Annotated in this window: 11 protein-coding genes; 8 read left to right on the top strand and 3 right to left on the bottom strand. The window is 41.6% G+C overall.

Annotation, left to right across the window (positions count from 1 at the left end; all coding sequences use genetic code 11):
- Positions 1-37 precede the first annotated feature (37 nt).
- Together ACDG22_RS13045 and ACDG22_RS13040 are read right to left on the bottom strand one after the other, a co-directional pair.
- On the bottom strand, positions 38-883 hold the full coding sequence (locus tag ACDG22_RS13045) for an ATPase (protein ID WP_118483131.1): 846 nt from the start codon (positions 881-883) through the stop codon (positions 38-40).
- Between the two features lie 79 nt (positions 884-962).
- Entirely contained in the window at positions 963-1,559 is a 597-nt protein-coding gene (locus ACDG22_RS13040) for an FKBP-type peptidyl-prolyl cis-trans isomerase (protein ID WP_177593145.1), read from the bottom strand.
- Between the two features lie 438 nt (positions 1,560-1,997).
- Between ACDG22_RS13040 and ilvD the strand changes: the two genes are divergently transcribed.
- From ilvD to ACDG22_RS13000, 8 genes are all read left to right on the top strand, one after another.
- On the top strand, positions 1,998-3,797 hold the full coding sequence (gene ilvD, locus ACDG22_RS13035) for a dihydroxy-acid dehydratase (RefSeq protein WP_270230411.1): 1,800 nt from the start codon (positions 1,998-2,000) through the stop codon (positions 3,795-3,797).
- Positions 3,798-3,823: 26 nt separating this feature from the next.
- Positions 3,824-5,521: a biosynthetic-type acetolactate synthase large subunit gene (ilvB, locus tag ACDG22_RS13030; RefSeq protein WP_270230412.1), complete on the top strand. Its 1,698-nt coding sequence runs from the start codon at positions 3,824-3,826 to the stop codon at positions 5,519-5,521.
- Between the two features lie 13 nt (positions 5,522-5,534).
- On the top strand, positions 5,535-6,092 hold the full coding sequence (gene ilvN, locus ACDG22_RS13025; RefSeq protein ID WP_007567725.1) for an acetolactate synthase small subunit: 558 nt from the start codon (positions 5,535-5,537) through the stop codon (positions 6,090-6,092).
- A 14-nt stretch (positions 6,093-6,106) separates the two neighbouring features.
- Entirely contained in the window at positions 6,107-6,850 is a 744-nt protein-coding gene (locus ACDG22_RS13020) for an acyl-[acyl-carrier-protein] thioesterase (RefSeq protein ID WP_204482953.1), read from the top strand.
- Between the two features lie 23 nt (positions 6,851-6,873).
- Positions 6,874-7,917, top strand: coding sequence for a ketol-acid reductoisomerase (ilvC, locus tag ACDG22_RS13015; RefSeq protein WP_040311906.1), 1,044 nt, complete (start codon positions 6,874-6,876; stop codon positions 7,915-7,917).
- A 385-nt stretch (positions 7,918-8,302) separates the two neighbouring features.
- Positions 8,303-8,827 carry a nitroreductase family protein gene (locus ACDG22_RS13010; RefSeq protein ID WP_007567721.1) on the top strand — a complete coding sequence of 175 codons (525 nt, stop codon included), beginning with the start codon at positions 8,303-8,305 and terminating at the stop codon, positions 8,825-8,827.
- A 26-nt stretch (positions 8,828-8,853) separates the two neighbouring features.
- Positions 8,854-9,648: a patatin-like phospholipase family protein gene (locus ACDG22_RS13005; protein WP_118483127.1), complete on the top strand. Its 795-nt coding sequence runs from the start codon at positions 8,854-8,856 to the stop codon at positions 9,646-9,648.
- A 30-nt stretch (positions 9,649-9,678) separates the two neighbouring features.
- Entirely contained in the window at positions 9,679-11,376 is a 1,698-nt protein-coding gene (locus tag ACDG22_RS13000) for an alpha-amylase family glycosyl hydrolase (protein ID WP_270230425.1), read from the top strand.
- 77 nt (positions 11,377-11,453) lie between these two features.
- On the opposite strand, the gene ACDG22_RS12995 is transcribed toward ACDG22_RS13000, so the two are convergent.
- Complete coding sequence (locus ACDG22_RS12995) at positions 11,454-13,637, bottom strand: tetratricopeptide repeat protein (protein ID WP_270230414.1); 2,184 nt, start codon at positions 13,635-13,637, stop codon at positions 11,454-11,456.
- Positions 13,638-13,640: the final 3 nt, after the last annotated feature.

Genomic DNA, 13,640 nt, shown 5'->3' with positions numbered 1-13,640 from the left:
TCGGAACGGGAATTAATCCCGTTCCTCCTACTCGATTTTATTTTGGTATCCGAAAATGGTATTGAATCAGTTCGCTTATCGGGTTCTTTATAAAAATTCCTAATGGAATATTATAAGAGTTTGCAGTTTCTGTAAGCTCATCGTGGAAGAACCATGCTATGGATCCCACAAATGATACAGGTAATGACCGGTGATAGGGCATAACATTACGCCGGAAGAATTCCCCAAAACAATCTAGTAAGAATGTATGTACTTGAGGCATATCTTTATGCTCATGAATGTAGGTTGTTAAAGAGGCGAGGAAGCGATTGGCTTCTGGTTGCCGATAAACTTTATCTAATATTTCAGGAACAGTAAGATTGAGTTTTTCCAATAATCCATTTCGTAATATTTCCGGCAACTGTCCTTTTAGGCAGTCACTGATAAAACGTTTTCCTAAATATGCACCGCTACCTTCATCTCCCAAAATATATCCAAGTGGAGATATATTCTGTATTATTTGCTTGCCATCGTATAAGCATGAATTTGATCCTGTTCCTAATATACAGGCGATTCCTGCATTGTCTTTACACAAAGCACGTGCTGCTCCCAGTAAATCTGTATCTACAGCGATGTCGGCTTCAGGAAAGTTGTTTTGTAAGACATGTATGATACTTTCTGTTTTAGGCGGCAGGCATCCTGCACCATAGAAATAGATGGCAGTACAACGTTCAAGAGGAAAACCCAGTTGAGGAATGAGTCCTTGGCAGATTATAGACTCTATCTTTTCTGCGGATTGATGAAATGGATTGATTCCTTCTGTCTGGATAATTTTGCAGTTGCTTATTTCTGTGCCGTAGCACCAATCGGTTTTTGTGGATCCACTGTCGGCAATAAGTATCATAAAGGAATGTGTTTTATGGTGAAAAGCACAATGTAATCATGTTACACTGTGCTTTTTATTTAGATGAAATTTAATAGATTTAATGGCAGTGTCCGCATCCGCCTCCACAGCATCCATCATCGTGGTGGTGATGTTCGTGGTCTCCGCATCCGCCTCCGCAGCTGTCACATCCACAATCACATCCTTCTCCACTCATCATGTTTACCATTCCTTCGATTTCCTTATTGGTTGCAGGACGCATTTCGGTAACAGTTCCTTCGAAAATCAGGTCTTTACCAGCATGAGGATGATTGAGATCGAGTACAACTTTGTCTTCTGTTATTTCACCTACATTTGCATAAAACTGATGACCTTCTGCATCGTTCAGCATAATGATGTTTCCTGGGAAAATGTTTTCGCTGTCGAAGTTTCCGTCCGGATCACAGAACATTTTCTTTGATACCTGACGTACATTGTCTTCGTTACGTTCGCCATAAGCTTCTGCACATGGGATAGTAAAATTAAAATTATCCCCTTTGCTTAAAGCTGTAATTTCTTTTTCAAATTTATCGAGTGTATATCCGATACCTGAAATAAACTGGAACGGATGTTCTACAGTTGCTTCTTCCAGCAATTCTTTTTTACCGTCAGCAATAGCATACAGACGATATGCTACGGTGATGTATTTATTTTCCATACTTAATAATTTGTTTGAATAATTGAATTTTCGCAAAGGTACGAATAAAAAATGATATTCAGAAATACGGTCTGTCTTCTCTTTCTGTTTATATCTATATGTTATAAATGTGGTAATATGTATTGTTTAAAAAGAAATTGGATATAAAAACCTAGGGAAACTTACTAATGATTATTTTTTATCGAAAAAATCTTTCATTTTATTTGTTTGTTTCGAAAAAGCCTTTACCTTTGCAAGCGTAAACAAAACAAGATAATATGAAAATGATAACTGATATACGAATTAACTTGGCAGTCCTGCATATTATTCGCGTCGTGGTGAAAGAACCAAGAGGTGAGTAAAGTTTTCGTGTATATAGTTCACATAAGAAATATGTATGAAAGCCTTTCTCGCCAGTGTTGAGAAAGGCTTTTTACTTAATGAAAAGGAGATAATGTAATGAAACATCAGTTACGCAGTTCGATGAGTACCGAAGGTCGCCGTATGGCAGGAGCAAGAGCTTTATGGGTTGCTAACGGTATGAAAAAAGAAATGTTTGGGAAGCCCATTATTGCTATTGTAAATTCGTTTACACAATTTGTTCCGGGACATACTCATTTGCATGAAATAGGTCAGCAGGTAAAAGCCGAAATTGAGAAGCTGGGATGCTTTGCTGCCGAATTTAATACGATAGCTATTGACGATGGTATCGCTATGGGACACGACGGAATGTTATATTCATTGCCTTCCCGCGATATTATAGCCGACAGTGTGGAGTATATGGTAAATGCTCACAAGGCAGATGCTATGGTATGTATTTCGAATTGCGACAAGATTACTCCGGGTATGCTTATGGCTGCCATGCGATTGAATATTCCTACAGTGTTTGTTTCTGGTGGACCTATGGAAGCCGGGGAGTGGGGAGGCATGCATCTCGATTTGATAGATGCGATGATTAAATCGGCTGACCCGACTGTAAGTGACGAGGATGTAGCCGAAATTGAATGTCATGCTTGCCCAGGATGCGGCAGTTGCTCGGGAATGTTCACGGCTAATTCTATGAATTGCTTAAATGAAGCCATCGGATTGGCTCTGCCTGGAAATGGAACAATCGTAGCCACACACGAAAATCGTAAACGCTTATTCCGTGATGCTGCCGAACTTATTGTAAAAAATGCATATAAGTATTATGAAGAAGGTGATGACAGCGTTTTGCCTCGCAGTATCGCTACTCGTCAGGCTTTCTTGAATGCCATGACACTGGATATTGCAATGGGAGGATCTACCAATACAGTACTTCATCTGCTTGCAGTAGCTCATGAAGCTGAAGTTGATTTCAAGATGGATGATATTGAAATGTTGTCCCGCCGTGTACCTTGTCTGTGTAAAGTTGCTCCAAATACTCAAAAATATCATATTCAGGATGTCAATCGTGCCGGTGGTATTCTTAATATTTTAGGAGAGCTGGCAAAAGGAGGTTTGCTTGATACCAGTGTACATCGTGTTGACGGTTCTACACTCGAGGAAGCTATTTCCAAGTATAATATTTGTAAGGCTGATGTAGATGCAGAAGCCATGCGTATATATACAAGTGCTCCGGGCGGAAAATTCAATATTGAGTTAGGTTCTCAGAACAATGTTTATAAAGAACTTGATACAGACCGTGCTGCTGGCTGTATTCGTGATTTACAGCATGCATACAGCAAAGACGGAGGACTGGCGGTATTGAAAGGAAATATTGCTCAGGACGGTTGTGTAGTAAAAACAGCAGGAGTGGATGAGAGCATCTGGAAATTCTCAGGACCGGCTAAGGTCTTTGATTCTCAGGAGTCAGCTTGCGAAGGCATTCTTGGTGGTAAGGTTGTGAGCGGAGATGTAGTCGTTATTACTCACGAAGGGCCGAAAGGAGGTCCTGGTATGCAGGAAATGCTTTATCCCACCTCATATATCAAATCAAAACATTTGGGTAAAGAATGTGCTTTGATTACAGACGGACGTTTTAGTGGAGGTACTTCCGGATTAAGTATCGGACACATTTCTCCTGAAGCTGCGGCTGGTGGAAATATCGGTAAGATTGTTGATGGAGATATTATCGAGATAGATATCCCCAATCGTACTATTAATGTAAAACTCACTGATGAAGAGCTGGCAGCACGTCCTATGGCGCCTGTGACTCGCAATCGTCAGGTGTCGAAAGCTCTGAAAGCTTATGCCAGCATGGTAAGCTCGGCCGACAAGGGTGGAGTAAGAATTGTATAAAGAACTATTTATTCTTCATTTGACTTATGGCTAAAGAAAGAATTACAGGATCGGAAGCTTTAATGCGTTCGTTGGAACATCAGGGGGTAAAGACTCTCTTTGGATATCCGGGGGGAGCTATTATGCCTGTATTTGATGCTTTATATGATCATAGAGATAAATTAAACCATATATTGGTTCGTCATGAACAAGGTGCGGCTCATGCAGCACAAGGATTTGCACGCGTTTCGGGTGAAGTAGGTGTCTGTCTGGTAACCAGTGGACCGGGAGCTACGAATACCATTACAGGTATAGCTGACGCAATGATAGACAGCACCCCGATTGTTGTGATAGCTGGACAGGTCGGTGTCGGATTATTGGGTACGGATGCCTTTCAGGAAGTTGACTTGGTGGGTATAACTCAGCCAATTTCGAAATGGAGTTATCAGATACGCCGTGCGGAAGATGTAGCCTGGGCTGTTTCGAGAGCTTTCTATATAGCACGAAGCGGACGTCCCGGACCGGTTGTCCTCGATTTTGCAAAGAATGCTCAGATAGAAATGACTGATTACGAACCGGTAGATGTTGATTTTATCCGTAGCTACGATCCGGATCCGGAAACTGACATGGATGAAATAAACAAGGCTGTGGAACTGATAAATGCCTCTCAGAGGCCATTAGTCTTGGTAGGACAAGGAGTAGAACTTGGAGGTGCTCAGGAAGAGCTTCGTAAGTTTGTTGAAAAGGCAGATTTACCTTGTGGATGTACCCTGCTGGGTCTTTCAGCTTTACCGTCCAAGCATCCGTTGAATAAAGGAATGCTCGGCATGCATGGTAATCTTGGTCCTAATGTAAAAACCAATGAATGTGATGTCCTGATTGCTGTAGGTATGCGTTTTGACGACCGTGTAACAGGTGATTTGTCTACATATGCCCGTCAGGCAAAAGTCATTCATCTGGATATTGATCCGTCTGAAATTGGGAAAAATGTACCGGTAGATGTTCCTGTACTTGGAAATTGCAAGCGTACACTGTCGTTACTTACCGAGCGGATTGTTGCCCAAAAACATACAGAATGGATAGAAAGCTTCCAGCCGTATGAAGAAAAAGAATACACTCAAGTAATAAAACCGGAAGTATTTCCTGAAGACGGACCACTGAATATGGGTGAAGTGGTAAATGCCGTAAGCGAAGCAACGGATAACGAAGCTATTCTCGTAACCGATGTCGGTCAGAATCAGATGCTGGCTTGCCGTTATTTCAAGTTTGCAAAGAAGCGCAGTGTTGTAACTTCCGGTGGTATGGGTACAATGGGATTCTGTCTGCCGGCTGCCATTGGAGCTACTTTCGGCGCTCCAGAACGTACGGTCTGTGCATTTATGGGTGATGGAGGTTTGCAGATGACTATGCAGGAGCTGGGAACTGTTATGGAACAAAAAGCTCCGGTAAAAATCATTCTTATGAATAATAATTATCTGGGAAATGTACGTCAGTGGCAAGCCATGTTCTTCAATCGCCGTTATTCGTTTACTCCGATGATGAACCCCGACTACATGCAGATTGCAGCGGCATATGGTATTCCTTCACGCAGGGTGATGGATCGTTTAGAATTGAACGATGCTATTCGTGAGATGCTGAAAACCGACGGACCGTTCCTGTTGGAAACCTGTGTGGTAGAAGAAGGAAAGGTATTGCCTATGACTCCTCCGGGAAGTCCCGTAAACTATATGCTGTTGGACTGTTAATATAAAAGTAACTATGGATAATAATAAGACATTATATACAATAATCGTTCATTCGGAAAATATAGCCGGTTTGTTGAATCAGGTAACTGCTGTATTTACACGTCGTCAGATTAATATTGAAAGTTTGAACGTGTCTGCCTCTTCCATTAAGGGAGTACATAAGTACACTATTACTTGCTGGACCACTCCCGATATCGTAGAAAAGGTGGTGCGTCAGATAGAAAAAAAGATGGACGTTATACAAGCACATTATTTTACCGATAAGGAAATCTTCCAGCGTGAAGTTGCCATGTATAAGGTTTCTACACCAGAGTTTCAGTCAACTGCAGAAGCATCAAAAGTCGTACGTCGTTATGGAGCACATATAGTAGAAGTAAATCCTACTTATTCTATAGTCGAAATGACAGGTATGAGCGATGATATTACTAACCTGTATCAGGAGTTGAGAAATCTGAACTGTGTGCTTCAGTTTGTACGTTCTGGAAGAATTGCTGTTTCCACCAGTTGCTTTGAGCGTGTCAATGAATATCTGGCACATCGTGAGGAACGATATAGAAATGAAAAACAGTAAAGTCAGTTATTATGATGAGTGAGGATAATAAAGTTAGTACTTATCAGTTCGTTGCAGAACCCTTTCATGTAGATTTTACCGAAAAGCTTACAATGGGTGTTTTAGGTAATCATTTGCTGAACTGTGCCGGATTTCATGCGGCAGAACGCGGATTCGGTATTGCTACATTGAATGAAAACCATTATACATGGGTGCTTTCTCGTCTGGCGGTAGAAATGGAGGAAATGCCCCGTGCTTACGAAAAGTTCAGCATTCAGACATGGGTGGAAAATGTATACCGTCTGTTTACCGACCGTAATTTTGCCATTCTGAACCAGGAAGGTAAACCAATAGGATATGCACGTTCTATTTGGGCGATGATCAGCATGGAAACCCGTAAGCCTGCCGACTTGCTTGCTCTGCATGGAGGCAAGATTACAGATTACATCTGCAAGAAAGAGTGTCCTATTGACAAGGCCGGCCGTGTGAAGATTACGGAACAGACTCCTTGTTTTGAATATCAGGTAAAATATGGTGATATCGATCTCAACGGGCATGTAAACAGTATTAAATATATCGAGCATTCACTCAACTTGTTCCCGCTCGAAATGTTCCGTGAAAAATCACTTCGCCGTTTCGAAGTAGCTTATGTAGCCGAAAGTTATTATGGCGATAAGCTGAGTTTCTATCGGGAGCAGATAAACGAAAACGAATTTGATATAGAAATAAAAAAGAACGACGCTGAAGTTGTTGTTCGAAGTAAAGTGATATTTAATTGATTTTTAATAAAAAGATTGTAATTATGGCACAAATGAATTTTGGCGGTGTTACAGAAAATGTAGTAATCCGCGATGAGTTTCCTTTGGAAAAAGCACGTGAGGTAATGAAAAATGAAACGATAGCTGTCATCGGTTATGGTGTGCAGGGACCTGGACAGTCACTGAATTTGCGTGACAATGGTTTCAATGTCATCGTAGGACAGCGTCAGGGAAAAACATACGATAAAGCTGTTGCCGACGGATGGGTTCCGGGAGAAACTCTGTTCAGCATCGAAGAAGCATGCCAGAAAGCTACTGTTATCATGTGCTTGCTTTCGGATGCAGCCGTAATCTCTGTATGGCCTACTATCAAACCGCATCTTACTGCTGGAAAAGCATTGTATTTCTCTCACGGATTTGCTATTACCTGGAACGATCGTACCGGTGTAGTTCCTCCAAAAGATATCGATGTTATCATGGTCGCTCCTAAAGGTTCTGGTACATCTTTGCGTACTATGTTCCTCGAAGGTCGTGGCTTGAACTCATCATATGCAATTTATCAGGATGCAACAGGCAAGGCTTACGAACGTACTATTGCATTGGGTATTGGTATTGGCTCTGGTTATTTGTTCGAAACAACTTTCCAGCGTGAAGCTACTTCTGACTTGACCGGTGAACGTGGTACATTGATGGGTGCAATCCAAGGTCTGTTGCTGGCACAGTATGAAACATTGCGTGAACACGGACACAGCCCATCTGAAGCATTCAATGAAACAGTTGAGGAGCTTACTCAGTCATTGATGCCGTTGTTTGCTGCCAAAGGTATGGACTGGATGTATGCCAACTGTTCTACTACTGCTCAGCGCGGTGCTTTGGACTGGATGACTCCGTTCCACGATGCAACTAAACCGGTATTCGAAAAACTGTACAAATCGGTTGCTGAAGGACACGAAGCACAGCGTTCTATCGATTCAAATTCTCAGCCGGATTATCGTGAAAAACTGAATGAAGAACTTCGTCAGTTGCGCGAAAGCGAAATGTGGCAGACTGCTGTAACTGTCCGTAAGTTGCGTCCGGAAAATAATTGATAAAAGTTATTTCTGTTAGATGAATCACACTCCTTTTCTGCTGGATATTGCAGAAAAGGAGTTTTTTTATGCTGTATTGTATGGATGCTGTACTATTCGTCTGAACTTTAATTTGGTGATAACTTATTGATAATGAAAGATGTACATGTTTCTAGTGAAACGCCTGCATATTTACCTGTTTTTTTGTACGAAAATGAGAATTTATTGTACAATTTTTGTCAAAAACATGCTGAATTTTTAGGAAAGATTTCAGCATGTTTTCTGATTTATATCACGTTCTTTTTGTATCTGTTGCAATAAAAAAATATTTATTTATCCGTCAATCGGAATAAAATACGTATTTTTGACTTCAACTTAATAATACCTATACAATTATTAGCAAGTTATGGAAACAGATTTTTTACAGATTATCAAAACACGGCGCAGCTGCCGTAAATATAAAAAAGAACAGATAACCGATGAAGAACTGAAGGCAGTGCTCGAAGCCGGAACATATGCTCCTACTTCACGAGGCATGCAGTCGCCTTATATTGTGGCAGTACAGAACGAAGAGCTGCGTAAACAGTTGGCAAGCATGAACGCTCATGTGATGGGAGTAACCTCGAATCCGTATTACGATGCACCTACTTATGTGTTGGTACTTGTTCCTGCTGATGCAAACAATCCTATCCAGGATGGAAGTTGTGTATTGGAAAACATGATGCTCGCTGCTCATGCTATCGGATTAGGAAGCTGCTGGATTCATCGTGAACGGGAAATGTTTTCTACTTCCGAAGGCAAAGAACTGATGAAGTCGTGGGGACTGCCCGAAGGTCTGGTAGGTATAGGCGCTCTGGCACTGGGATATCCGGCAGAAGAACCGGCACAGCCTAAGCCACGCAAGCAGGATTATTATCGTGTCATTAAATAATAAAGATTTTATTTACACCTGAATATATGGCAGACGGAAAATATCATATCGGATTCGCCTTGAGCGGAGGATTTATCAGAGGCATAGCCCATTTGGGAATGTTGCAGGCATTGTTCGAGCATAACATTCGCCCTGATATTCTTTCGGGAACCAGTGCGGGAGCTATTGTAAGCGTATTCATAGCCGATGGCAGACAGCCGTTTGAAATAATGGAGATGTTTTCCGACCGTTCGTTTACAGAGCTTGCCAAGATACGTTTCGGTAAAGACAGTTTGTTTCAGATGGACTACTTTATCGATTTTATGAGAAGCAATTTGCGGACACGTAATCTGGAAGATCTGGAAATACCAGTAGTAGTGACAGCTACCGATTTCGACCATGGACAGTGTGTACATTTTACACGTGGGGAAATAGCGCGTCGGGTAGCTGCTTCGTGTTGTATTCCCGTACTTTTTGCTCCGGTCAAGATCGGGGGAACATATTATGTCGACGGGGGAGTATTCATGAATGTACCAGTGACACCGATACGTGATATGTGCGATAAGGTTTTGGCACTGAATGTCTACAAGCTGGTAGCCGATGAATATAGTAAGAACTTGGCAGCTATTGCTCTTCGGGCTTATCATTTCATGTTTCAGGCGAATACGTTTACCGAACTGGAAAAGGCTGATCTGGTTATAGCTCCCGATGGCTTGGGATCATATTCGAACTATGAGCTGGAAAAAGCAGAGGAGATTTTCAGTGCCGGATATTTTGCAGCTTCAAAAGTGTTGGAAGGACTGGAAGAAGACGAAAAGGAAAGATATTTTTCATTCAGGTGATATGAAATGAAGACAAAATACAATAATGATATGGAGCAAAGTGAGAAAATAATTATTTATCAGGTATTTACCCGCCTGTTTGGTAATGAAGAGGTACGCAATGCCTACAATGGCAGCCTGCAGGAAAACGGATGTGGTAAGATGGCCGGATTTACAAACCAGGCTTTGAATGAGATAAAAAAGCTTGGGGCAACACATATTTGGTATACAGGGGTTATTGCCCATGCTTCTCAGACAGACTATTCAGCTTACAATATACCTCGCAACCATCCTGCTGTTATAAAGGGTAAGGCAGGTTCTCCATACGCTATCCGCGATTATTATGATATAGACCCTGATTTGGCTGTTGATGTAAACCGCCGTATGGAAGAGTTTGAACTGCTGGTAAAACGTTCGCACGACAATGGATTGAAAGTGATAATTGATTTTGTGCCAAACCATGTGGCACGTCAGTATCATTCGTATGCCAAGCCGGACGGAGTGAAGGATTTGGGAGAAGATGATGATAGCTCGAAAGCTTTCGATGTAAACAATAATTTTTATTATATCCCCGGAACTAGTTTAGGCGGAGAAATTGATTTTTATGATGAACAGGCTGGTATGTACGAAGAACAGCCGGCTAAAGCTACGGGAAACAACCGCTTCGACGCTTATCCGAACAAAAACGACTGGTATGAAACAGTAAAACTGAATTATGGAGTCGATTACATGGGAAACACCGGCAACCATTTTTCTCCTGTTCCCGATACCTGGTATAAGATGAGAGATATCCTGCTGTTCTGGGCAGCAAAGGGTATAGACGGTTTCCGTTGCGATATGGCAGAGATGGTTCCCTGTGAATTTTGGGGATGGGCTATTCCTCAGGTGAAAGAACAGCATCCGGAACTTATATTTATCGCTGAGGTTTATAATCCGAACGAATACCGTAATTATATATTCAACGGGCATTTTGATTATCTTTACGATAAGGTGGGACTGTATGATACCCTTCGTGCCGTAACTTGTGGATATGGATCGGCTACTGCCATTACAAATTGCTGGCAGAGTGTGGACGATATACAGCCGCACATGCTGAACTTCCTGGAAAATCACGATGAACAGCGTATTGCTTCCGATTTCTTTGCAGGCGATGCACGTAAGGCTCTTCCTGCTTTGCTGGTTTCGGCTTGTATGAACACCAATCCTATGATGATTTATTTTGGTCAGGAACTGGGAGAAAGAGGAATGGATAGCGAAGGATTCAGTGGCCGTGACGGACGAACTACTATTTTTGATTACTGGAGTGTGGATACTATCCGCCGGTGGAGTAATCACGGACGTTATAATTTGCATTTACTGAATGATAAGGAAAAGGAGCTTCGCAGTTTTTATCAGCATGTCCTGAATTTATGCCGTGAGGAAAAGGCTATATCACATGGAGCATTTTTCGATCTGATGTATGCGAATAAAGGAAACTGGCTGATGAATGAGCACCGTCAGTATGTATTTATCCGTAAGTATGAAAATGAAGTATTGCTGGTTTTGGTGAATTTCGACAATATGCCCGTCCATCTGTCTGTGAACATTCCTTATCATGCTTTCGAATATTTGCAGATACCGGAATATAAAACAGTTCAGGCAACGGATCTGTTGTCGGGAAAAGCCGAAACGATCTCATTCGCAAGTGATAAGCCTGTTGCTGTTGACTTACCGGAATGGGGTGGTAAGATTCTTAAAATGACTATCTGATTCTGAATATTACGATACAAAATCCCCTTCCTCGGTTTTCCATGTATTGAGCAAAACTGAAGAAGGGGATTTTTGTGTTAGAGCATATCTGGAACCAGATAAATATTTTCTTCTGATATGCCTTGTTGCAGCAAGGCTTCCTTGTCTGCTAAGTAAAGCTGTATGAATTCATCGTGACTTTGGCAATGATTTTCTGCCTGTCTGTAGCATTCCAGTGCTTTGGGTATATTGTTTTGTGCCAGATATACGTGTCCGGCATTCAGCCAGTCGGAAGTCAGCACTTCGTCAGCCTGTTGCAGTTTATCGAAGAAACGGGCAGCTTCAGCATATTTTCCTGTCATGAAATAACACCATCCGATGGCTCTTTGTGCATTTGCCGGAGCAGTTTCCATATATTCCACTTTGAAGAAATAAGACAAAGCTTTGTCGTACATGTGCAGGCTGGCAAGACATTGTCCTATTTGCAGAAGCAAATTCAAGTTGTCGGGTTGCATTGTTTCTACTTTGTACAGACAGTCGAGTGCTTCTTGATAATGATGTAATTTCTTATGGCATTGTGCCATTTGCTTTAACGTCCATATATGTTCAGGTTTCAATAAATCTGCCTGAGCGTAAGCCTGCAATGCTTCGGTGTATTTTTTCATTTTCTGAAGGCAGAATCCGGCCTTTTGCCAGGAGTCGGCATCGCCTTTTCCCTTGTTGCATAATTCGTCATAATATATCGTGCATGCTTCCTGAAAATAGTCTTTAGAAAATAAATAGTCGGCTATTTGTTTCAGGTTTTCCGGAGTATGCATCAACGGTTTCAGAGCTTCACATTTCCAGAGTGACAAATCGTCTGTAAAGATATCGTGCATTTCACTGCGATACATCCATAACTTGAAGAAGCGGTACAGGTCGTGTATGTACTGACGGCTGATATTGCTTGGCTTTTTTTCTCCTTTTATTGTTTCTGCAAATTGTTCGCTTCCTTCTTTCAGTATTTGGTTTTGTTCGGTAGCTTCTGCCGTAAACATCTCTAATTGCTGTTTGGGAATATCCTTTAAAGCAAGACAGAAAGAATATTTATCCGAATTGCAGAACATGGTTGATTCCATAAGCAGATTTATAAGCGATTTGCCTTCTGTAGACTTGTGATTGGTGAATAGTTTCACAATGTCGGGATGCTGGCGGTCGAATGGATAAAACCAGTGTGCTGCCTGACGGAAAAACGGATACGATTTCAGTTGGGCAAAGGCACTCAGGTAGGTATCTGCTCCTTCCAGCTGTAACTCTCCCAGTTCGCGTATACTTTCTTCGACACGTTTCATCTCTTTCTCCCATTCAGGATTCTTGTCTTCCAAATCCTCCAGATCAATGATTTTCTGATTTTGGTTCAGCATTTCCGGAGAAATCTTCATGTTGGGTATAATTTCTTCACGCAGTTTCTTTTCTATCTTTTCCGTTTCACGGGAAAGGAGCAGGAGGGTCTGAAGTTTGTTCAGTTCCTTAATGATCGGGGTAGAGTCGCTTAGTAATGATAAGGCTGCTTGCAGATCCGGATATAGCTTTAACCTTTTTTCTTGATAATAGGCTGTCAGAGCAATTCCAATCAAAGCACGTTGGACAACTATTGTTTCGCTGTGTGTCTGATATGCCTTAATAAGGAATTGGAACTTCCGGCTGTCGAATACTTGTATCAGGCTTAAAGTGACTGCACTTATCATTACAGCTACATCGTTGGCAGGAACGAGCAGTGATTCCAATATGGAATTTGTACCCGACAAGTCTTCATCTGTCCAATGTGTAGAAATCCATATTATATCGAATAACTCAGTAACATACTTTTCATGCTCGATATATAGCTTGTTAACTGTTTCACTACGCCGTTCTTCGTCCATGACTGTTATCTGAGCCATTCCCAGATTTTCGCTGAAAGCTTCAAGACTGAGACAGATTTCCTGATAAGAATGTGGTGGAATTTGCTGAAAACTGTAATATTTTCCATGCATATATCCTGTTCCAGTACGATATTTACGTGTGGCTTCGGTGCGGTCGGCAAGTTCGTATGCTGTACGGAGTAACTGATGGTATAATTTGTTGCGTTCCGGATCTTCCATACCCTGTGCCGCATATTGCAGCATATAACTGTAAGTAGTCTGCAAACTTTCTATTTCAGAACTTAATTGCCAGTTGTCTGCTTCATGCGCCAAAGCTGTAAGTTGTACAAGAGCTTCTTTAAGCCGTTTGTTATCAAGAAATTCAATGATGTCGTTGTACATATA

The sequence above is a fragment of the Phocaeicola coprocola genome (genome assembly GCF_041333015.1).
Classification (GTDB): Bacteria; Bacteroidota; Bacteroidia; order Bacteroidales; family Bacteroidaceae; genus Phocaeicola; species Phocaeicola coprocola.
The sequence above is the reverse complement of the archived record's forward strand: the minus strand, read 5'-3'. Positions and strand labels throughout refer to the sequence as shown.